The sequence below is a fragment of the Streptomyces sp. P9-2 genome, from assembly GCF_051903975.1.
Lineage (GTDB): Bacteria > Actinomycetota > Actinomycetes > Streptomycetales > Streptomycetaceae > Streptomyces > Streptomyces cellulosae.
Map to the genome: position 1 here is coordinate 1658037 of NZ_CP192633.1, position 20729 is coordinate 1678765.

The 20729-nt window shown below is 73.7% G+C and carries 15 protein-coding genes, 5 tRNA genes and 1 riboswitch; of the genes, 10 read left to right on the top strand and 10 right to left on the bottom strand.

The features are described 5' to 3' along the window. Positions 1–52 precede the first annotated feature (52 nt). The 4 genes from ACQY0Z_RS07810 to ACQY0Z_RS07825 form a co-directional block, all read right to left on the bottom strand. Positions 53–126: transfer RNA gene (locus ACQY0Z_RS07810), tRNA-Phe, on the bottom strand. A 24-nt stretch (positions 127–150) separates the two neighbouring features. Continuing rightward, a tRNA-Asp gene (locus tag ACQY0Z_RS07815) sits at positions 151–225 on the bottom strand. A 39-nt stretch (positions 226–264) separates the two neighbouring features. Then, positions 265–337 (bottom strand) — tRNA-Glu (locus tag ACQY0Z_RS07820). An 80-nt stretch (positions 338–417) separates the two neighbouring features. Next, positions 418–2067: a metallophosphoesterase family protein gene (locus tag ACQY0Z_RS07825; protein WP_189897312.1), complete on the bottom strand. Its 1650-nt coding sequence runs from the start codon at positions 2065–2067 to the stop codon at positions 418–420. 84 nt (positions 2068–2151) lie between these two features. Between ACQY0Z_RS07825 and ACQY0Z_RS07830 the strand changes: the two genes are divergently transcribed. The 4 genes from ACQY0Z_RS07830 to ACQY0Z_RS07845 all read left to right on the top strand — a co-directional run bounded on the left by ACQY0Z_RS07830 (position 2152) and on the right by ACQY0Z_RS07845 (position 5775). Next, positions 2152–2502, top strand: a complete 351-nt coding sequence (locus tag ACQY0Z_RS07830) for a metallopeptidase family protein (protein ID WP_033273422.1) — start codon at positions 2152–2154, stop codon at positions 2500–2502. A gap of 73 nt (positions 2503–2575) precedes the next feature. After that, entirely contained in the window at positions 2576–3124 is a 549-nt protein-coding gene (locus ACQY0Z_RS07835; protein ID WP_254585760.1) for a hypothetical protein, read from the top strand. Between the two features lie 228 nt (positions 3125–3352). Next, a complete protein-coding gene (locus ACQY0Z_RS07840; RefSeq protein WP_439812011.1) occupies positions 3353–5548 on the top strand; it encodes a DEAD/DEAH box helicase in 2196 nt (731 codons plus the stop codon). Between the two features lie 154 nt (positions 5549–5702). Further along, positions 5703–5775, top strand: a tRNA-Lys gene (locus ACQY0Z_RS07845). Between the two features lie 98 nt (positions 5776–5873). Here ACQY0Z_RS07845 and ACQY0Z_RS07850 read toward each other — a convergent pair. Then, positions 5874–6167: a DUF3040 domain-containing protein gene (locus ACQY0Z_RS07850; protein ID WP_189897317.1), complete on the bottom strand. Its 294-nt coding sequence runs from the start codon at positions 6165–6167 to the stop codon at positions 5874–5876. Between the two features lie 392 nt (positions 6168–6559). Between ACQY0Z_RS07850 and ACQY0Z_RS07855 the strand changes: the two genes are divergently transcribed. From ACQY0Z_RS07855 to ACQY0Z_RS07875, 5 genes are all read left to right on the top strand, one after another. Continuing rightward, positions 6560–7606, top strand: coding sequence for a HAMP domain-containing sensor histidine kinase (locus tag ACQY0Z_RS07855; RefSeq protein ID WP_189897318.1), 1047 nt, complete (start codon positions 6560–6562; stop codon positions 7604–7606). A gap of 30 nt (positions 7607–7636) precedes the next feature. Next, complete coding sequence (locus ACQY0Z_RS07860) at positions 7637–8296, top strand: response regulator (protein WP_189897320.1); 660 nt, start codon at positions 7637–7639, stop codon at positions 8294–8296. Between the two features lie 86 nt (positions 8297–8382). Continuing rightward, positions 8383–9516 (top strand): dihydrofolate reductase family protein, encoded by a 1134-nt coding sequence (locus tag ACQY0Z_RS07865; RefSeq protein ID WP_189897321.1) that lies wholly within the window; start codon positions 8383–8385, stop codon positions 9514–9516. A 63-nt stretch (positions 9517–9579) separates the two neighbouring features. Beyond that, positions 9580–9653, top strand: a tRNA-Met gene (locus ACQY0Z_RS07870). A 303-nt stretch (positions 9654–9956) separates the two neighbouring features. Further along, a riboswitch (cyclic di-AMP (ydaO/yuaA leader) is annotated at positions 9957–10114 on the top strand. Between the two features lie 12 nt (positions 10115–10126). Next, on the top strand, positions 10127–11149 hold the full coding sequence (locus tag ACQY0Z_RS07875; RefSeq protein ID WP_189897323.1) for a M23 family metallopeptidase: 1023 nt from the start codon (positions 10127–10129) through the stop codon (positions 11147–11149). 107 nt (positions 11150–11256) lie between these two features. Here the strand turns inward: ACQY0Z_RS07875 and ACQY0Z_RS07880 are convergent, their stop codons facing one another. The 4 genes from ACQY0Z_RS07880 to ACQY0Z_RS07895 form a co-directional block, all read right to left on the bottom strand. Beyond that, positions 11257–12576: a PrsW family intramembrane metalloprotease gene (locus ACQY0Z_RS07880; protein ID WP_254587789.1), complete on the bottom strand. Its 1320-nt coding sequence runs from the start codon at positions 12574–12576 to the stop codon at positions 11257–11259. Positions 12577–12636: 60 nt separating this feature from the next. Then, positions 12637–13473, bottom strand: coding sequence for a tRNA (guanosine(46)-N7)-methyltransferase TrmB (trmB, locus tag ACQY0Z_RS07885; RefSeq protein WP_439812012.1), 837 nt, complete (start codon positions 13471–13473; stop codon positions 12637–12639). Positions 13474–13582: 109 nt separating this feature from the next. Continuing rightward, positions 13583–14806 (bottom strand): L-2-hydroxyglutarate oxidase, encoded by a 1224-nt coding sequence (gene lhgO / locus ACQY0Z_RS07890; protein ID WP_347226098.1) that lies wholly within the window; start codon positions 14804–14806, stop codon positions 13583–13585. Between the two features lie 65 nt (positions 14807–14871). After that, the gene (locus ACQY0Z_RS07895; protein ID WP_189897330.1) at positions 14872–16296 is read right to left on the bottom strand and encodes an MFS transporter; all 1425 of its coding nucleotides are present in this window, start codon (positions 16294–16296) and stop codon (positions 14872–14874) included. Between the two features lie 738 nt (positions 16297–17034). Here ACQY0Z_RS07895 and ACQY0Z_RS07900 point away from each other — a divergent pair. Continuing rightward, complete coding sequence (locus ACQY0Z_RS07900) at positions 17035–19158, top strand: asparagine synthase-related protein (protein ID WP_347226097.1); 2124 nt, start codon at positions 17035–17037, stop codon at positions 19156–19158. Positions 19159–19776: 618 nt separating this feature from the next. Here the strand turns inward: ACQY0Z_RS07900 and ACQY0Z_RS07905 are convergent. Next, entirely contained in the window at positions 19777–20496 is a 720-nt protein-coding gene (locus ACQY0Z_RS07905; RefSeq protein WP_189897333.1) for a TetR family transcriptional regulator, read from the bottom strand. Positions 20497–20729 lie beyond the last annotated feature (233 nt).

Genomic DNA, 20729 nt, shown 5'->3' on the forward strand with positions numbered 1-20729 from the left:
GTACGACCAGGGCACACAACAAGGCCCCGATCAGAGATCGGGGCCTTTGCTGTGGCTGGGGCCGGGGTCGAACCGGCGACCTTCCGCTTTTCAGGCGGACGCTCGTACCAACTGAGCTACCCAGCCGCGATGTTTCACGTGAAACATCAGCGGTCCTGACGGGATTTGAACCCGCGGCCTCCACCTTGACAGGGTGGCGAGCACTCCAAACTGCTCCACAGGACCAAGCTTGTGTCGTACGACAGTGTTGCACAGGGTGGTGCGTGCCCCCAACGGGATTCGAACCCGTGCTACCGCCTTGAAAGGGCGGCGTCCTAGGCCGCTAGACGATGAGGGCTATCGGCCCGCCTGGGCGCTTCTCAGCGCGTCGGGGACGTGAGAAGCATATGGGATGGCGGGATGGTTCGCCAAAACGGTTTAGGAGCGGGGTCGCGACGGCGTGGCGGGGGGTGATCCGGGGGTGGTTCCCGAGGGGCTGCCGGACGAGGTGCCGGGGGAGCTGCCGGAGGGGGATGGGGAGCTGTCCGCGCCCGGCTGGTTCTCCTCGGGCAGGTGCCGGCTGACCTCCGCCGTGGTGAGCCCGAGACCGCCCAGCTCGATCGAGTCCCACGCCTGGAGGCGCTTGGTGTCCCGGTCGAAGTAGAGGATCGACGTCTCGATCGGGTCGGGGTACTTGCCCTCGATCGCGCGCAGCCCGCTGCCGCCGGTGGACCCCTCGACGCGCAGCCGGGTGCCGTACCGCATGACCTCGGTGTCCTCGCGGTGCAGATGGCCGGAGAGGACCAGCGGCACGGTGCCGTCGACCTCGCGGGCCGCCGACGGCTCGTGGACGACCGCCACGTCCACCGGGGTGCCTGCCCGCTTCTGGTCCAGCATCGCGGAGGCCAGTCGGGCGCCCGCCAGCTCCTGGGACTGCTCGGCGCCGGTCCTCTGGGTGCGGTCGGGGGTGAACTGCGGGTCGCCGATGCCGGCGAAGCGCAGGCCCGCGATGGTCCGCGCCCGGCCGTCGTCGAGGACGTGCACGTTCCTCATCCGGTCCAGGTAGCGCTGGGTGACGAGCGAGTCGTGGTTGCCCCGCACCCACACGTACGGCGCGCCCAGGTTCTCGATCGGGTCCAGGAAGCCGTTCTCGGCGGCCGTGCCGTGGTCCATCGTGTCGCCGGAGTCGACGATCACGTCCACCCGGTACTGCTCCACCAGCGAGGCGATGATCTTCCAGCTCGCGGGGTTGAGGTGGATGTCGGAGACGTGCAGGACGCGGATGGTGGTCGGGTCCGGCTGGTAGACGGGGAGCGTGGACGTGGCGTCGTAGAGCTTGGTCACGTTGGTGACCAGACGGGCCAACTCCTGCTGGTAGACGTCGAACTCGGTGACGATGCTGCGCGCGTCGCCGACCAGCGAGGGCGCGGAGGACAGCAGGCCGGAGAACTTCGGCTCCAGCACCGAGTCCGGGTTCCAGGTCGCGTACGCCGTGCCGCCGGACGCGGCCAGCAGGCCGAGGGCGAGCCCTCCGGCGGCCAGGGCGCGGCGCGGACGGCGGTAGACGAGCAGGCCGAGCGTGGCGGCGCCGGTGACGACGGCGACGCAGGAGCGCACGGCGAGGTCCGCGGTGCCGCGGGCGATGTCCTCGGTCACCTCGTCCTGGAGCCCCGACAGACGCTCCGGGTGGTCGACCAGGGCACGGGAGCGCTCGGGGTCGAGCTGGTCGACGTTGACGTCGAGACGCACCGGGGCGATGTGGCTGTCGAGCTGCAGCGCGCCCAGGGGCGAGATGTTGATCTTCGTGCCGCCGCTGAAGGACGGGCGCAGGGTCATGGTGGTGTTCATCGGGCCGACCGGCACACGGACGTTGCCGACGACGAGCAGGCCCAGCCATGCGCCGAGCAGCACCACCGCGACCAGACCGAGGGCGCGCGCCCAAGGGCGCGGCCGTGCACCGGGGGTGAGCGCGAGTGCCGGCGCGGCCGGGGGCCGGGTGCCGCCCGAGGGGTGGCGGCGGGTCGGGGCCTGCGGGAGCCGTGGGAGGCGGTGGATCAGGTTCATGACGGCAGTCGGGACGCGGGCCATTGATCCCCTATGCCCGTGCGGGCGGCCGGATATGCGGGCGTCGCCCGCCTCTCGTACGGACCGATCGTCCCCGACAATGGCTTCGTGCTGGAGATGACGCGCGAGGAGTTCGAGGAGCTGGTTGCCGAGGCGCTGGACCGGATCCCCCCGGAGCTGACGCGGCTCATGGACAACGTCGCGGTGTTCGTGGAGGACGAGCCGCCGGCGGACGACCCGGAGCTGCTCGGGCTCTACGAGGGGACGCCGCTGACCGAGCGGGGGGAGTGGTACGCCGGGGTGCTGCCCGACCGGATCACCATCTACCGGGGGCCGACCCTGCGGATGTGCGAGTCCCGGGAGGACGTGGTCACGGAGACCGAGATCACGGTGGTGCACGAGATCGCGCACCACTTCGGGATCGACGACGCCCGGCTGCACGCACTCGGCTACGGATAGGCCGTTCGCGTGTCCTCTTGCGGGTGACGGGAGTTGGGCTTGTCGACCCTGTACTCCAACCGGAGGTGGCCCCGTGCGCCGCTTGTACGTACCCGTCCGCCTGGCCGCCACGGTCGTGGCCGTCGCCGCTGCCGCCGGATGCGTGAGCGTGGGTGACGACGACGCCGGAGGGAAGGCCGCGCCGTCCCACTCCGCCGGACGCTCGGGCGGCGAGGCCCCGGACGGCGGCACCGACCGGGTGGGCGGCAAGGCCGGCCACGGAGCGGCCGGGGCCGACGGCGGGCGCGACGAGGAGAGCGGCGAGGACAAGGACGACAAGGACGGGAAGAAGAAGCGCAAGGGCGAGCGCCCGTCCCCGTCGGGCGGGCGGCCGTCCGCCGAGGAGAGCCGCCCCGCGTCCGACGGCGGCGGCCCCGACGAGCCCGCGCGCCCGACCCCCGACGACCGCCCCGACCCGCCCGAGCCCAGCCGCACCCCGGACTCGCAGCCCTCGGACCCGCCGCAGGACCCGGGGCCGACGTCCGAGCCGACCCAGGCCGAGCCGTCCTCGTCCGCCCACCAGCCGCCCGACACCCAGCTCGGGCAGCGGGAGCCCGCGCCGAGGGCGGGAGCGCCCGCCTAGCCCCCTCCGGTACCCCGTTCACCTGCGGATTTGCATCCGAGGTGCCGGGGTGCGTATGGTGGCAGATCGTTTGATCCTATTTGCCCGGCGCCACAACAGAGCGCGCCGTGTGGCGCGTACTCTCTCCCTTGCCGTGGTGGACCGCATTGAGGCGGTCGTAATTGCGAACTGCGAATCACGGAGTTGACGGGCGCGTGCCGAAGAGACTCCGGAAGGTTTCGCATTCGTATGCCCATCGCCAGTACTGATCACGTCGTCGTGCCCGAGAACACCGAGGACACCGACACCACCGCCGCCGTCGAGACGGCGGCCCCCGAGATCACCTTCGCCTCCCTCGGTCTGCCCGAGGGCGTCGTGCGCAAGCTCGCGCAGAACGGCGTGACCACCCCCTTCCCGATCCAGGCCGCGACCATCCCGGACGCCCTGGCCGGCAAGGACATCCTCGGCCGTGGCCGCACCGGCTCCGGCAAGACCCTCTCCTTCGGTCTGCCGACCCTGGCGCAGCTCGCCGGCGGCCGCACCGAGAAGCACAAGCCGCGCGCGGTCATCCTGACGCCGACCCGCGAGCTGGCCATGCAGGTGGCCGACGCCCTCCAGCCCTACGGCGACGTCCTCGGCCTCAAGATGAAGGTCGTCTGCGGCGGCACCTCCATGGGCAACCAGATCTACGCCCTCGAGCGCGGCGTCGACGTCCTCGTCGCCACCCCGGGCCGCCTGCGCGACATCATCAACCGAGGCGCCTGCTCGCTTGCGAACGTGGAGATCGCGGTCCTCGACGAGGCCGACCAGATGTCCGACCTCGGCTTCATGCCCGAGGTGACGGAGCTGCTCGACCAGGTTCCCGCGGGCGGTCAGCGCATGCTCTTCTCCGCCACCATGGAGAACGAGATCAAGACCCTCGTCGACCGCTACCTCGACTCCCCGGTGTCGCACGAGGTGGACGCGGCACAGGGCGCGGTGACGACCATGTCGCACCACATCCTCGTCGTGAAGCCCAAGGACAAGGCGCCGGTCACCGCGGCCATCGCCTCCCGCAAGGGCCGCACCATCATCTTCGTCCGCACCCAGCTCGGCGCCGACCGCGTCGCCGAGCAGCTGCGCGACTCCGGCGTGAAGGCCGAGGCGCTGCACGGCGGCATGACCCAGGGCGCCCGTACCCGCACCCTCGCCGACTTCAAGGACGGCTACGTCAACGTCCTGGTCGCCACCGACGTCGCCGCCCGCGGCATCCACGTCGACGGCATCGACCTGGTGCTGAACGTCGACCCGGCCGGCGACCACAAGGACTACCTGCACCGCGCCGGCCGCACCGCGCGCGCCGGACGCACCGGCACGGTCGTCTCCCTGTCGCTGCCGCACCAGCGGCGCCAGATCTTCCGCCTGATGGAGGACGCGGGCGTCGACGCCACGCGCCACATCATCCAGGGGGGCGCGGCCTTCGACCCGGAGGTCGCCGAGATCACCGGCGCCCGGTCCATGACCGAGGTGCAGGCCGAGTCCGCCGGCAACGCCGCGCAGCAGGCCGAGCGCGAGGTCGCCCAGCTCACCAAGGAGCTGGAGCGCGCCCAGCGCCGTGCCACCGAGCTGCGTGAGGAGGCCGACCGGCTGCTGGCCCGCGCCGCGCGTGAGCGGGGCGACGACCCGCAGGCCGTGATCGCCGAGGCGGCCGCCGTGGTGGCCGAGGCCGAGGCGACGCTGCCGGAGCAGCCGACCGCGCGGGACGTCGAGCGGACCGAGCGCGCCGAGCGCCCGGCGGCCTCGGCCCCGTACGAGCGGCGTGAGCGGCGGGACGACCGGGACGACCGTGGCGGGTTCCGCCGTGACGACCGCGGTGACCGCGGCAACTTCCGCCGTGACGACCGTGGCGGCGACCGCGGCGGGTTCCGTCGCGACGACCGTGGCGACCGTGGCGGCTTCAACCGTGACCGTGGTGGCGACCGTGGCGGCTTCCGTCGTGACGACCGCGGCGGTGACCGTGGCGGGCGTTCCTTCGAGCGCCGTGACGACCGTGGCGGTGACCGCGGTGGGTTCCGCCGTGACGACCGCGGCGACCGCGGGAACTTCAACCGTGACCGTGGTGGCGACCGTGGCGGCTTCCGTCGTGACGACCGCCGGGACGACCGACGCGACGACCGACGCGACGACCGTGGCGGCCGCTCCTTCGAGCGCCGTGACGACCGTGGCGGTGACCGCGGTGGCCGTTCCTTCGAGCGCCGTGACGGCGGCGACCGCGGCGGCTTCCGCCGCGACGACCGTCCCGGCCACCGGGGCAGCGACCGCCCGTTCAACCGCGACCGTCAGGGCGACCGCCCGGGCTTCCGCTCCGGCAGCCACGACCGCCCCTACGGTCGTCGTGACGACCACCGCGGCGGCGGCTCGTTCCAGCGCCGCGAGGACAAGCCGCGCTGGAAGCGCAACGGCTGACACCGCCTCACCGAAGTGACCGCCGAGGGCCCGCGCGACAACCGTCGCGCGGGCCCTCGCGCCTGTGTGCCCCCGGTGACCGCCACGCGCCTGCCCGATACCCGATCGGCTCCCCGCCCGCGTCCGGCTATGCTCGGGGAGGCAACATCGCCAGGGGCCCTTAGCTCAATTGGCAGAGCAGTGGACTTTTAATCCATTGGTTGTGGGTTCGAGTCCCACAGGGCCTACCTCCCGCGGGAGGGGAAGCACCCCGACGCGCGCGCGAACGGCGCCCATACCGGCCAGACCGGTACGGGCGCCGTTCGCGTTCCCGGAAGGGGGCGGGTCAGCGGGGTGACGGGCGTCGGGCGTCGTCCTCGTCAGGACGCCGGTAGGGGTCGATGAGCTGCACGCCGATGCCGCTGGTCACCAGGCCGGCCGCGATCAGCAGCCCGTCGGGGACGACGATGCCCGCGACCAGCATGCCCAGCCCCGCGACCAGCACCCACCAGGCACGGGTCCGCCGGTACTCGCGCGGGCGCGTCGGGCGGCCGGCGGCGAGGGAGCGGGCGAAACGGGGGTCCTCGTGCTCGAGTCGGGCCGCGAGGTCGACCAGGCGGTCGTCGTCGGACTGGGGCACGGCTCCTCCTTCCCAGAAGGTGGCCGTCCGGTCACACCGTCGACGGCCGTCGCTCCGAGCACCGGGACGTGCGCGAACCGCCGGCATGCCGCGAACTCGGGCCGATGTCCAGGAGTTTGCCCGTGCGCCGAGGTCGTCACCCGCCCGGTACGGTGCCTCCAGGGTCGCCCGGGGCGCACGGCCGGAACCATCCGTCGCGCCCCCCAACTCCCCGGGGGACCGGTACGCACGGCACCGTGGCCCCGGGTCCGCCCACGCCCGGAAAATGGGGACTGTCACCGATGGCGCCGCCCCGCGCGGGAGCGGAGGCTGGACGGTGACGGCCCGCGCCGCGCCCCCGGCCGCGGGCTGTCGGGGCCTTGAGCGTACCGACGGCGAGGAGGCGGAACCGGGTGCCTCTGTTCTGGCGCATCTTCCTGCTGAACGCCGTCGTGCTGATCGTCGCCACCGCCCTGCTCCTCGGACCCGTCACGGTGTCCACGCCCGTGCTGCTCACCGAGGCGGCCGTGCTCACCGTGGGCCTGGCGGCGATGCTCGTCGCCAACGCCCTGCTGCTGCGCGTGGGACTCGCCCCGCTGCAGCGCCTCACCCGCGCCATGAACACCACCGACCTGCTGCGTCCCGGGCACCGGACCGCGGTCGGCGGGCGCGGGGAGATCGCCGAGCTGATCACCACGTACAACACGATGCTCGACCGGCTCGAGGACGAGCGGGCCACCAGCAGCGCACGCGCCCTGTCCGCGCAGGAGGCGGAGCGCCGCCGTATCGCGCGTGAGCTGCACGACGAGGTCGGCCAGTCGCTGACCGCCGTGCTGCTCCAGCTGAAGCGGGCCGCCGACCACGCCCCCGCGGAGCTCGGCGACGAGCTCCGCCAGGTGCAGGAGACCACCCGCGCCTCCCTGGAGGAGATCCGGTGGATCGCCCGCCGGCTGCGCCCCGGCGTGCTGGACGAACTGGGCCTGGCCAGCGCCCTCAGGGCTCTCGCCACCGAGTTCGGCGGCCCCGGGCTGTCCGTGCAGCACTGCCTCGACCCCGACCTGCCCGAGCTGGACCGCGAGTCGGAGCTGGTGCTCTACCGGGTCGCGCAGGAGGGCCTCACCAACGTGGCGCGGCACGCGAGGGCGCGCCGCGCCGAGCTGGCCCTGCGCCGCACGCCCGGCGGGGTCGAGCTGCGGGTCCGCGACGACGGCCGCGGCATCGGCGGTGCCGACGAGGGCGCCGGCATCCGCGGCATGCGGGAGCGGGCGCTGCTGGTGGGCGCCGAACTGACCGTGGAGCCCCGCGCGGGCGGTGGCACCGAGCTGCGGCTCGCCGTGCCCGTCCCCGCGCGCTTCCCCGCGCACGCGCTCGTCCCCGTACGGCCCGTGCGCAAGTCCGTCCCCTCGACCACCCCGGCCGTCGTGCGCGGCTCCGCGCCCGCGCACGCGCCGCCCCCGTGACCGACGTCCACCGACCGGAAACGCTGAACCATGACCGACGCCTCCCCCACCCGTATCCTCCTCGCCGACGACCACGCGCTGGTCCGCCGGGGGGTCCGTCTCATCCTGGACGGCGAACCGGACCTGACCGTGGTGGCGGAGGCCGCCGACGGCGCCGAAGCCCTCGAACTGGCCCGCGAGCACCGCCCCGACCTGGCCATCCTCGACATCGCCATGCCGCGCCTGACCGGTCTCCAGGCGGCCCGTGAACTCTCCCGCACCCTGCCGGAGACCCGGATCCTCGTGCTGACCATGTACGACAACGAGCAGTTCTTCTTCGAGGCGCTGGCCGCCGGGGCCTCCGGCTACGTCCTGAAGTCGGTCGCCGACCAGGACCTCGTGCAGGCCTGCCACGCCACCATGCGCGGCGAGCCCTTCCTCTACCCGGGGGCGGTCAACGCCCTCATCCACAACTACCTGGACCTCGCGCGGGAGGGCCGGACCCTGCCCGCGAAGGCCATCACCGACCGCGAGGAGCAGATCCTCAAGCTCGTCGCCGAGGGCCACACCTCCCAGCAGATCGCGGACATGCTGGTGATCAGCCCCAAGACGGTGGAGCGGCACCGCGCCAACCTGCTCGCCAAGCTGGGCCTGAAGGACCGCCTGGAGCTCACCCGGTACGCGATCCGGGTCGGCCTGATCGAGCCCTGACCTCCGCCCCCGGCCGCACGGGTTGCCAGACTGGGGACGGACCGCGCAGCGGTCCCGCCGCCGCCCGCACCCGGGAGAGCCCGCCGATGCCGTACCCGCACGTCCTGCTGTCCGCCGCCGTCTCCCTCGACGGCTACCTGGACGACACCGGCCCGGAGCGGCTGCTGCTGTCGAGCCCGGCCGACTTCGACCGGGTCGACGAGGTACGGGCGTCCGTGGACGCCATCCTGGTCGGCGCCGGCACGATCCGCGCCGACAACCCCCGGCTGCTGGTCAACTCGCCCGGGCGCCGCGCCGCCCGGGTCGCCGACGGCCTGCCGGAGTACCCGCTGAAGGTCACGGTGAGCGGTTCCGGCGACCTCGACCCGACGGCCCGCTTCTGGCACACCGGCGGCGAGAAGGTGCTCTACACCACCGACAAGGGCGCCGAACGGGCCCGCGCCCTGGGCATCGCCGCCGACGTCGTGCCGCTCGGCGACGCCCTGGACTGGCGGCGGGTGCTGGAGCACCTGCACGACGCGCGCGGGGTGCGGCGGCTGATGGTGGAGGGCGGCGGGCGGATCCACACCCAGCTGATGACCGAGGGCCTCGCCGACGAGATCCAGCTCGTCCTCGCCCCGCTGTTCGTCGGCGACCCGGACGCCCCCCGCCTGTTCGGCCCCGGCGCCTACCAGGGCGGACGGCTGCGCCTGGTCGAGACCCGGCCGATCGGCGACGTCGTCCTGATGCGCTACGAGCCCACCGCGCCGGGCACCGGTCCGCTGCCGTCCGCCGCCGACCGCCACTGGCTCGCCCTCGCCTGCGAGCTGGCCGCCCGGTGCCCGCCCTCCGAGACCGCGTTCAGCGTCGGCGCGGTCGTGGTCGCCGCCGACGGCACCGAGCTGGCGCGGGGCCACTCCCGTGAGGGCGACGACCCCGTGGTGCACGCGGAGGAGGCCGCGCTCGCCAAGGCCGACCCCACCGACCCGCGGCTGGCCGGCGCCACCGTCTACTCCAGCCTGGAGCCGTGCGCCCGCCGCGCGTCCCGGCCGGCGCCCTGCGCGCGGCTGATCCTGGACGCGGGGGTGCGCCGGGTGGTCACCGCCTGGCGGGAGCCGGACACCTTCGTGACGGACGCCGACGGCAGCGCCGTACTGGCCGAGGGGGGCGCCACGGTGGTGGTGCTGCCGGAGTTCGAGCAGCTTGCGAAAGCGCCGAACGCGCACCTGCTGGGCGGTTGAACGCACCCACAGGGAAGGGATGTGCGGAGCACCCCGCGGATGCCGTACACTGGTGTTCACCGACGCGGGGTGGAGCAGCTCGGTAGCTCGCTGGGCTCATAACCCAGAGGTCGCAGGTTCAAATCCTGTCCCCGCTACTGAAGGCCGAGGGCCGGAATCCGAAAGGGTTCCGGCCCTCGGTGTTTCTCCACGACACCACCGCCGCCCCGCCTTTCACGCACAGTGAGCGAACGGCGCCGCAGCGCATAACAACTGAGGCACCGTCAGATTCGACGGGTCGTCGGACGCCCGGTCAACTCGCCCGTTTTCGCCCGCTCATGGTGCTTAAGTCCGTGCGGAAATCGTTAACGATCAAGAGGAACGGCTTGGAATCCGGCCCCCGCGTCTATTAACGTTCGATAACGCAGCGCGGTCGTCCCAGCCGTCACAGAAGTCGGCTCCGTGCGCACGCGCCGAATCCCGCAAGGGAACCGGGGAACCACCACCATGGGGTGAATCGGGCGGATACCGCCGTGGGAACACGGTTCGTATACGCGCGTAGGAGACCTTCCTGCTCCGAACCCGTCAGCTAACCCGGTAGGCGAAGAAGGAAGGAAAGGAGCGCGCCCACGTGGCGTCCAACCCGCCTGCCCCCGAGGCCCCGTTCAAGCCGAGCGACACCTTCGCCTACGGCGCCCCCGGCGCCGAAGAGGGCCCCTTCGAGGAGTGGAACCCCACCGCGGAGTCCGTCCGGCCCGTGCGCGGCCGGCACCGCGTCGCCAAGCAGCGCGGAGGCGGACTCGCCCGCAGCTCCACCGTCCTGGGCGTCGGCGTCATAGCCGCCGTCGGCGCCGGCGGCATGGCCAGCGCCCAGACCGGCAAGCCGCCCGTCTCCATCTCCATGCCCGACCTGCCCAACGTGGGTTCCCTCATCTCCGACGAGGAAACACCGAAGGGCTCCAGCACCCCCCTCAGCGACATCGGCCGGATGGCCGCCGCCGACGCGGGCGCCGAGGAGGGCGCCGCCGACGCCGGCGAGGCGCTGCGCGCCCGCATCATGGCCCAGGTCGAGCAGCAGCAGGGCCAGGCGCAGAACAAGGCGCAGGCCGCCGCCCTCGCCGCCGCCGAGAAGGAGGCCGCCGAGGCCGCCGCCAAGGCGGAGAAGGAGGCCAAGGAGAAGGCCGAGGCCGCCAAGAAGAAGGCGGAGGAGGAGGCCGCGAAGAAGGCCGAGGCCGAGCGCCTCGCCGAGCTGGCCAAGCAGTACGCGCTGCCGACCTCCTCGTACACCATCACCTCGACCTTCGGTCAGGCCGGCGCCTACTGGTCCTCCGGCTACCACACGGGCCTCGACTTCGCCGCCCCCACCGGCACCCTGATCAAGGCGGTGCACACCGGCACGATCACCTCCGCCGGCTGGGACGGCTCGTACGGCTACAAGACCGTGCTCACCCTCGACGACGGCACCGAGGTCTGGTACGCCCACCAGTCGTCGATCAACGTCAGCGTCGGCCAGAAGGTCAACACCGGCGACGTGATCGGCCGCGTCGGCGCCACCGGCAACGTCACCGGCGCCCACCTCCACCTCGAGGTGCACACCGGCTCCGGCAGCGTCGACCCGGCCGCCTGGCTGGCCGGCAAGGGCCTTTCCATCTGAACCACCCGGCGGCCGTCTCCCGGCCGCCGACGCCGTGAACGCCGGCAGCCCCGACGACGACCCCCCGACGTCAGGGCTGCCGGTTCGGTATGTCCGGGGTTCTTTCCTCAGCGGCGGTAGGGGTTCTCCCCGTACGCCGGGTACGGCGGCTGCGCCGGCCACACGGCGGGCATGGGCCCGTACGCCCACCCCGCGCCGTACGGCACCGGGGGCGCCGTGAGCCGGGCCGCGTGCTCCAGCGCGGGGCGGGCCGCCGCGCGCCGGCGCCACAGCTCCAGCAGCAGCTCCCGCTCCCGCGTCACGAAGTCCGCCCCCGCCTTCCCCGCGCGGCCCCGGTTCCGCAGGAACGCCAGCTGGGTCGCGTACGCCTCGTACTGGGTGACCGCGCGGGCCGCGGGCTTCCCTCCGTGCTCGCGGGCGAACTTCCGGGCGAGGCGACGCGCCCGCATCGAGCCCAGCGCGAACGGCTCCGCCGGACGCAGCCAGCCCGCCACCGCGTACGCGGGCAGCTCCGTGCGCACCGTCCGCAGCTCCCGCTGCCGCGTCCACACCACCAGCCAGGTCAGCAGCCCGAACGTCGGCACCATGAACGCCCCGTACACCGCGATGAAGCCGAACTGGCCGAGCGTGGCCGAGCCGTTCCACAGGGCGTGCATGCCCATCGCGAGCAGCAGCCCGGCCAGGGGGAGGAGGACACGCCGCACCCGCTGCCGGTCGGCGGCCAGCGCGGCCGCGCCGAAGCCGATGCCGGTGAGCACGGTGAACAGGGGGTGCGCGAAGGGCGACATGACGATGCGGACGAAGAAGGTCGCCGCCGTGACGGAGGCGATGCCGCTGCCGCCGGTGAGCTGGTCGGTGCCGAAGGCGTTGCCCAGGTAGAGGACGTTCTCGGTGAACGCGAAACCGGTCGCGGTGAACCCGGCCGCCACCACGCCGTCGAGGATCCCGTGGAAGTCGCGTCTGCGGAACAGGAAGAGCAGCAGCACCGCCGCCGCCTTCGCCGTCTCCTCCACCACCGGCGCTATGACCGTCGCGCCCAGGGTGTCGGCGCCGGCCGGGTCGGCGGTGGTCGTGGCTATCCACCGGGTGGCGAAGCTGTTCGCCACGATCGCGATCAGCGCCGCCGCGCACGCGCCCCAGGCGAAGGCGAACAGCAGGTTCCGCCAGGGGCCCGGCTCCACCCGCCCCAGCCAGCGGAACGCCGCGAGCAGCAGCGGCACCGGCAGCACGGCAAGCCCCAGACCGACGAGGAAGCCCTGCGTGCCCGTCTGCTCCCGTACCAGCGCGAGGATCACCAGACCGGACAGGGCCAGCAGGGTGACCACCGCTCCGTAGCGGACCGCCGGGCGCCGCCACCAGTGCGGGTGCCGCAGCGTGCTGCCGGGAGCTGCGCCGGGGTACGGCGGATACGGAGGGCTGCTGGCCACGGATTCGACCCTAACGAGAAGGGGGCAGGGCTGCGTGCCGGCTCAGGAGGGTCGGGGAGGTCAGGCGGCGCCCCCGTCCCGCTGCCCGGCGCGGTCGTCGTGCGGTACGCGGCGGAAGAGCAGGTCGTTCACCACATGACCTTTGTCCAGCCCCTGACGCTCGAAACGGGTGAGCGGCCGGAACTCGGGACGCGGCGCGAAACCGCCGTCCTCCCGGGTGTTCTCGAAGTCGGGGTGCGCGGTCAGCACCTCGAGCATCTGCTCCGCGTACGGCTCCCAGTCGGTGGCGCAGTGCACGAGCGCGCCCGGCGCCAGGCGGGACGAGGCCAGGGTCAGGAACTCGGGCTGGATCAGCCGCCGCTTGTGGTGCCGCTTCTTCGGCCAGGGGTCGGGGAAGAAGACACGCAGCCCGCTCAGCGAGTCCGGGGCGAGCATCTCGCGCAGCAGGATGATCGCGTCGCCGTTCGCCACGCGCACGTTGGTCAGCCCGCGCTCCTCGGCGAGGAGCAGCAGATGGCCCTGGCCGGGGGTGTGGACGTCCACCGCGAGGATGTTCGTCCCCGGGTCGGCGGCGGCCATCTCCGCGGTGGCCTCGCCCATGCCGAAGCCGATCTCCAGGACGACCGGCCGGCCGTTGCCGAACAGCTCGGCCAGGTCCAGCCGGCGGCTGCCGTCGATGTCGAGCCCCCACACCGGCCACAGCCGCTGCAGCGCGTCCGCCTGGCCCGCGGTGACGCGGCTGCGGCGGGGCTGGAAGCTGCGGATCCGGCGCTCGAAGTGCGACCCGGCGGGGTCGGCCTTCGGGCCGTCGGGGAAGCGCGGCTCCCCCTTCGCGCGGGCGCGGGGGGCCGGCTCGCCGGCGGTCCGCTCGGCGTGCGGTGCTTCGGGGGTGCTCATCACGGAATCAGACACAGTGCCCTCGATTTTACGGGGACGACGCACACGGCCGCCCGGCCGCGCGCACCGGCCCGACGCCCGCTCCCGTCACCGGCTCCGTCCCGCGCGCTCACCGCTCGCTCTCGGCGAGGCCGGCCAGCGCCCGGCGGGCGATCTCCCGGCCGATCGGCAGCGAGGCGGTCGCGGCGGGCGACGGGGCGTTCAGCACGTGCACCGCGCGGGGCGCCTCCCGGATCAGGAAGTCGTCCACCAGCGTGCCGTCGCGCAGCACCGCCTGCGCCCGCACCCCCGCCGCGGTCGGCACCAGGTCCTCGTCCCGCACGGCGGGCAGCAGCCGCCGCACCGCCCGCGCGAAGGCCGGCTTGGACAGCGAGCGGTGCAGCTCCCCGGCGCCGTACCGCCAGTGGCGGCGGGCCAGCTGCCAGGAGCCCGGCCAGGCCAGGGTCGCCCCCAGCTCGCGCGGCCGCACCGTCCGCCAGTCGTACCCCTCGCGGGCCAGCGCCGGGACCGCGTTCGGTCCCACGTGCACGCTGTCGTCCGTGCCCCGGGTGAGGTGGACGCCGAGGAACGGGAACGCCGGGTCCGGCACCGGGTAGACCAGGCCGCGCACCAGTTCGGGGCGGGCCAGCTCGTAGTACTCCCCGCGGAAGGGCACGATGCGGGCGTCCGGCTCGTCGCCCGTGAGCAGCGCGATCCGGTCGCAGTGCAGTCCCGCGCAGTTCACCAGCATCCGGGCGCGCACGATGTCGCCGGCCGCCGTCAGCACGGCCACGCCCCGGTCGGGGCGGCGGTCGATGCGGACCACCTCCGCGCCGTGCCGCACGTCGGCGCCGGACGCCTCCGCGAGCCGGCGGGCCACCGCCCCGTAGTCGCAGATGCCGGTGGTGCCGACGTGGATCGCGGCGAGGCCCTCGACCTCCGGCTCGTACTCCGCGATCTGCGCGCCGCACAGCTCGCGCACCGACAGGCCGTTCTCCCGGCCGCGCTGCACCAGGGCGTGCAGCCGGGGCAGCTCCTCCCGCTCCGTGGCGACGATCAGCTTGCCCGTCACCGCGTGCGGGATGTCGTACTCCGCGCAGAACTTGACCATCTCGGCCGCGCCCGAGACCGCGTACCGCGCCTTCAGGGAGCCCGGGCGGTAGTAGACGCCGCTGTGGATCACCCCGCTGTTGCGGCCCGTCTGGTGCCGGGCCGTGTCCTGCTCCTTCTCCAGCACGGTCACCCGCGTGCCCGGGACGGCCCGCCCGATGGCATACGCCGTCGACAGGCCGACGATCCCGCCGCCGATCACCACCACGTCACAGTCGTACGACCCCGCCACCACCTGCGCCACCTCCCGCGTCGATAGTGCACTGCGCCACTGACAACGGCTTCAAACCAAGGGCGGGGCGGGACGGGTCAGGCCGTGGTCATCAGCAGCGGGCGGGCGCGCTCGCGCAGCTCGACCACGCGCGGTTCGTCGCCGTACGGCTCCAGCCGGTGCAGCAGGTCCTTGACGTACTCCGTGGTGCGCGCGGAGGAGATGCGCCCCGCCACCTCCACGGCGCGTACGCCCTGCTCGCAGGCCGCGTCCAGGTTCCCGGACTCCAGTTCGGCGACGGCGGAGACCACCAGGCGCAGCCCGTGCGAGCGCACGAACTCCTCCGTGGGCTTCGACAGCGCCTGCTCGGTGAAGCGGCGCACCTGGCGGGGCGCCTTCAGGTCGCGGTAGCACTCGGCGGCGTCGGCGGCGAAACGGTCGTAGGAGTAGAAGCCGAGCCAGCTCGGGTCGCTGTCGCCGGGACGGGACCGCTCCAGCCAGCTCTCCGCCGACTTCAGCGCGGCGCCGGCCGCCTGCGCGTCCCCGGCGCGTGCGTGCGCGCGTGCCTCGACGAGGCGGAAGAAGCTCAGGGTGCGGGCGGTGGCCAGACCGCGGTTGCGCTCCAGCGCGGCCTGGGCGAGGTCCACGCCCTCGTCGCCGAAGCCGCGGTACGTCGCCTGGAGCGACATCGACGCGAGGACGTACCCGCCGAGGGGCACGTCGGCCGCCGCACGGGCCAGGCGCAGGGCCTGGATGTAGTAGCGCTGCGCCGCCTCCTGCTGGCCGGTGTCGAACGCCATCCAGCCCGCGAGACGGGTGAGTTCGGCCGCCGCGCCGAAGAGGGAGCGGCCGACGTCGTCGGAGTAGGAGCCGAGCAGCAGCGGCGCCGCCTCGACCCTTAAGCACTCGGGGACCATCGACGAACGCCAGTCGCCGCCGCCGTACTTGGAGTCCCAGCGCCGGGCGTCCTCCGCGGCCTCCCGCAGTTTCCGCACATCGCTGTGGCCGACTTTGAGCGGTGCGCCGGAGCCGTCGGACGGGCTCGCCTCGCGCGCGACCGAACTGTCGGCCGGGGTTATCAGCCACCGTGAGGCGGGCGTGGCGTACGCGCTCACCGCGAACGAACCGGCGAGGGACTGCCAGATGCCGCCGGAGCCGGCGCGGCGGCCCGCGAGGTCCAGCCGGTACAGCTCCGTCGCGGACTTCACCGCCTGGCCGACGTCGCGCGGGAAGGCGAGACCCACCTCGGGCGCGGGATCGGCGTCCGCGAGCCCGATCTCGTGCAGCGGCACGGGGCGGCCCAGCTTCTGGCCGATGGCGGCCGCGATCAGGTGCGGGGCGGCGCCCTGCGGCACCATTCCCTTCGACACCCAGCGCGCCACCGACGTCTTGTCGTAGCGAAGCGTCAGTCCCCGCTGGGCGCCAAGATCGTTGACGCGCCGCGCGAGGCCGGCGTTGCTGATTCCCGCGAGGGCGAGAACGGCGCCGAGTTTTTCGTTCGGCCCGCGTTGCTCCCTGGACATGCGCCACCCCTCGACACAGACGGCTGCCGCTCTGGCATAACCACGCGGCATTCGTAAACCCAGCGTAGTTCGCCGCATCCCAAGCGTTAAGGGGCATTCTTCCGGATGGCGGGATTGTGGTCCGTACTGAAGTACGGGTCCGATACGCGCAGTTGCGGCGTGCTCCCGGTGTGTGGCCGTGCGCCCGTCCGTGCGCTCTTCTCCGGCCATCCCGGGAGCGGTTCCATGGTCGGTGCGTGGGTCGGCCCGCTGTACTGGATCCAGTGGGCTGGGGGAACACCGTCGCCTTCATCCCCGCGGGCGGCGGATCGGTCCGGGAGGCGTGCTGCGCCTCCCGGACCGTACGCGCCGCGGTGGTGCGCACAGCCTGTACGGAGCGTGTTCGAGGGTGATCTCACCGCTCCGATTTGGCTGAAAATCGACGCCACCCGTTTTGGTGTATCCGCGCTTCTATCCAGGTAGTTAAGGGCGCGTTGGTGGTTTTGGGGGCGCGCTGCGGGGGCGCATTCGCGTCGAAGTGGCCTGGTGGGCGGCGACCGCCCGGATGTCGATCTCCGTGTCTCGGGCGGGTGTTCGGGCGTGCGTGGGCTCAACGCCCGCGGAGGGTGGGTGTATCCGCCGGGGCGCATTCGACGGAGCACACACCGCTCCGGCAGCGTTACCGGGCGCCTCCTTCATGGCAGCATGGGGAGCCGGTTCGTACGGTGCACTGGTTGTCCACAGCTTGTGGAGGCGGCGATGCGGTGGTTGGTGGGATGGAGCAGCACCGCCGCGGCGGCCGGGGGACACGGCCCCGTCGGCTCCGCCGGCGCCACCGGCGTCGACGGTGAGACCCTGCAGCCCGTCGGCTCCCACCCGTTGTGGGGCGACCCCGACCCGCTGTGGGCGGTCGGCGACTGGCGCCCCGACGAGGTGCGGGTGGTCTCCGCCGACGAACAGACCCGCATCGCCGTCCTCGGCACCTGTGGCGCCACCGACGAACAGCTCCGTGTCGCCCTGTTCGCCGCGCGCGGCGGCGCCCTGCGCCATCTGACCGCCTGGCCCGGCAGCTACACGGCCGTCGTCCAGGTCGGACGCCGTATCACCGTGTGCGGGGACCTCGCCGGCGCCCGGCCCGTCTTCTACACCCCCTTCGAACGGGGCGTCGCCTACGCCACCGCAGCCCTGCCGCTCGCCGACCTCGTAGAAGCCAACCTCGACTTCGGGCACCTCGCCGCGCTGCTCGCGGCGCCCGACGTGCCCGCCGCGCTCCAGGACTCCACCCCGTACGAGGGCGTGAAGCGCGTTCCGCCGGGGCACGCGCTGATCCTGCGCGCCGGGGCCCGTGAGATCGCCGGGTACGAACCCGTCGCCTCCCTCGCCGTCGCCGCCCCGCCCGCCGACCCCGAGCACGCGGTGGACGCCGTGCGGGACGCGCTGGTGGAGGCGGTGCGCACGCGGCTCGCCGCGCCTCGGCACGTCCCCGGGGCCGACATAGACCCCGGGCCGGTGCCGGGCATGGGGCCCGCGGAGCGGCGTGCGGCGCGGGGGACGCCGGTGGCGGGGATCGGGGCGGATCTGTCCGGGGGGCCGGCGTCGGGGGCGCTCGCCTTGCTGGCAGCCGGGCTGCCCGGGAGACCCGGCACCGTGCTGGGGCACGGGACCGGCGCGGGGGAGCGGCTGCTGGCCGTCACCTTCAACGACCTCGCCGCCGGCGGGGCAGGGGGGCGCGACGAGGGTGAGCTGGAGCGGGCGGGCGCACTCGCCGCCAATCCCCGGCTGCACCACGTGGTGGTCGCCGGTGAGGAGTCGACCCTTCCGTACGTCGAACTGGACGTGCCGCTGACGGACGAGCCGGGCCCTTCGCTGGTCGCCGCGGCGCGGCACCGGGCGCGGCTGGCGGCGGGCAGCGCGGACCACTTCACGGGGTACGGCGCCAAGCAGGTGCTTGACGCTCATCCGGCGCGGCTGGCTGATCTATTGATGGACCGGAAGCGGCGGCATCTGGTGCGGCCGGTGGCCGCTTTGGCCAAGGCCGACGGGTCCGTGATGGTGCCGGCGCGGGTGTACGCGGCGGCGCGGAGACTGGCGCGGACGCCTTATCGGGCGGGGCTGGAGTCGCTCGCGCAGCGGCTGCTGCACAAGAAGCTGGACGACGACGGGCCCGGGGGTGCCGCGGACGCCTCTCTGGCCGCGCTGACCTGGGGCCGCCCCGGGCCTGCGGCGCGGTGGCTGACCGGGGAGGCGCTGGCTGAAGTATCGGTTCGCCTCCAGGCGTCGACCTGGCGCTCGGAGGTCGGTCCCGGGCAGCGGCCGGGGGACTTCCGGGCACGGGCGGCGCTGGCGCGGTATGCAGCGGACGTGCGGGTGCTGGAACAGGCGGCGGAGATCCGCTCGCAACGGCTGCACACGCCGTTCCTGGACAACCAGGTGGTGCGGGCGTGCAGGGCCCTGCCGGAAGCGCTGCGGGTACGGCCGGGGGCGCGGGCGGCGATCCTGCGGTCGGTGCTGGAGGGCGCGGGGGTGCGGGAGCTGCCGGCGGGGTGGGGGGCGCCGGGGGTCCCCACATCGGCGGTGGCCGCGCGGACGGGGCTGCGGGTGGCGGCGGGGTCGCTGATCGCGCTGTTCGACACGCCGCTGCTGGCGGAGGCGGGACTGGTGGAGGCCCGGGTCGTACGGAAGGCGCTGCGGGGGGCGGCGGAGGGGGAGCCGCTGCCGCTGGACGGGCTGGCGGACCTGGTGGCGCTGGAGGTGTGGTTGCGTCGCCTGCTGGCGAGGCGGGGGACGTGCTGGACGGGGACGCCCGCGCGGCAGAGGGCGGTGCCTGGGGGGATCGCGCCGCAGAGGGGGGCGCTGGGGGCGGGGGCGGCGGGGTCGCGCTGAGGGGGGTGGTGCGCCTGCGGCGCGGGGTTCTGTCCGGTGGGAGCTGAGGTTCGGTCCCCCCGGCGTCTGGTGGGGGTTGCGGTCTGGTGCCTGCGGCGCATCGCCCTGTCCGGTGGGGGCGGGTGTAGCGCCTGCGGGTGGTGGGTGGTGCGGGGCCGCGGTGGGGGTGGTCGTCCTCGGTCTGGCGCGAGAGTGCGTGTTTGTACGTGCGGGGCGCGGACGCGCCAGCCGCTGCGGGCGCCCACCCCCACCCCGTCCCCTCCCCGCCGCGGGCGGCCAGCCGGACATCGGTGGCGGGGGCCCCCGCCAACTGCGGGCAGTCGTGCCTCCCCCAGTGCCTCAAGGGCTTGGGAGGTGCCCCCAGGGCGATGGGGGTACCTCCCGCTCGAGCGAAGCCGAGAGTGGGGGCGGGTGGGCGCGGCGGTGCCCTGTTGGCGCCAGGTGCGCCGACACCCCCGGCCCACACCCACGCCGGGCGTGCACGCAGCACCGTAGGTGCGACACGCGTTGTCCCCGCCCCTACGCCCAGCGTGCTTGCCAGTACCGCAGGTGCAACACGCGAGGGCCGGCCCCGTGCCGTACGGGAACCAGCCCACGCGAGTTGAAAGTGACCGCAGGTCAGGCAGGCCTGCTGCGGAGGCCCTCCAGGAGGATGTCCAGGAGGCGAGCCGACGCGGCTGCCTGCTGAGCCGCGTCCGGCAGGGACGGCGCAGCCGTCGCTATCACCAGCAGCACGTCGGACACCGACACGTCCGCCCGCAACTCCCCTGCCGCCCGAGCCCGCTCCACCAACTGCCCGACCACGTCGAGCAACTCGGCGGCCCCGCCGTCGTCCTCCCGCCGTTCCTCGGACACCAGCCGCAGCTCACCGGCCGGCTGCGTCCGCTGCTGCGGCAACAGCCCCCGCTCCTCCGCGACGCCGACCCGCAGCACCTGCGGCGGCAGCAGCCGCCCCGCGCCGGAGGCGACCGACGTGCGCAGGAAGCGCGACAGCGCCGACCACGGCTCGTCCTCCTGACCCAGCGCCGCACGCGCCTGCTCCGTCAGCCGGGACGTCTCCTCCTCGGCGATGCGCCGGACGAGCACGTCCTTGCTCGGGAACCGCCGGTACACCGTGCCGACGCCGACCCGCGCCCGCCGCGCCACGTCCTCCATCGGCGCGCCGTACCCCAGCTCGCCGAAGACCTCACGCGCCGCGCGCAGCACGTGCTCCAGATTGCGCTGGGCGTCGACACGCAGCGGTGTCGTGCGTGTGCCGTCCGGGCGCCCGCCGGAGGCGGCGCTCATCGTCGCGCCAGAGGCGACAGCGGACGACCATCGAGAGTCCTGAACATGCATGTGTATCCCCCGGTAATGACGTCTCCCCCCGGAGACTCTCCCCGCCATTGACGTCCGGGGCGTGGAAACGGGACCGGCCTGTCGGTCCCGCCCGTCGCGGACCCGATGAGCACATCCCCCTGCACCCCGTCGACGTATGAACATAGTTGAGAGGGGGTCAATTCAGAAGGGGCACGTTCCGCACGGAGCGCCCCTCGATCGGAGCACGGGTCGTATACGTCCAGAATGTGCCG

Bases quoted from the DNA above. Each gene is read 5' to 3' on its own strand.
- ACQY0Z_RS07825 (WP_189897312.1), bottom strand. From the start codon at position 2,067: ATGGCCCGCGTCCCGACTGCCGTCATGAACCTGATCCACCGCCTCCCA.
- ACQY0Z_RS07860 (WP_189897320.1), top strand. From the start codon at position 7,637: ATGACCGACGCCTCCCCCACCCGTATCCTCCTCGCCGACGACCACGCG.
- ACQY0Z_RS07900 (WP_347226097.1), top strand. From the start codon at position 17,035: ATGCGGTGGTTGGTGGGATGGAGCAGCACCGCCGCGGCGGCCGGGGGA.
- ACQY0Z_RS07905 (WP_189897333.1), bottom strand. From the start codon at position 20,496: ATGCATGTTCAGGACTCTCGATGGTCGTCCGCTGTCGCCTCTGGCGCG.
- ACQY0Z_RS07840 (WP_439812011.1), top strand. From the start codon at position 3,353: ATGCCCATCGCCAGTACTGATCACGTCGTCGTGCCCGAGAACACCGAG.
- ACQY0Z_RS07865 (WP_189897321.1), top strand. From the start codon at position 8,383: ATGCCGTACCCGCACGTCCTGCTGTCCGCCGCCGTCTCCCTCGACGGC.
- ACQY0Z_RS07895 (WP_189897330.1), bottom strand. From the start codon at position 16,296: ATGTCCAGGGAGCAACGCGGGCCGAACGAAAAACTCGGCGCCGTTCTC.
- trmB (WP_439812012.1), bottom strand. From the start codon at position 13,473: ATGAGCACCCCCGAAGCACCGCACGCCGAGCGGACCGCCGGCGAGCCG.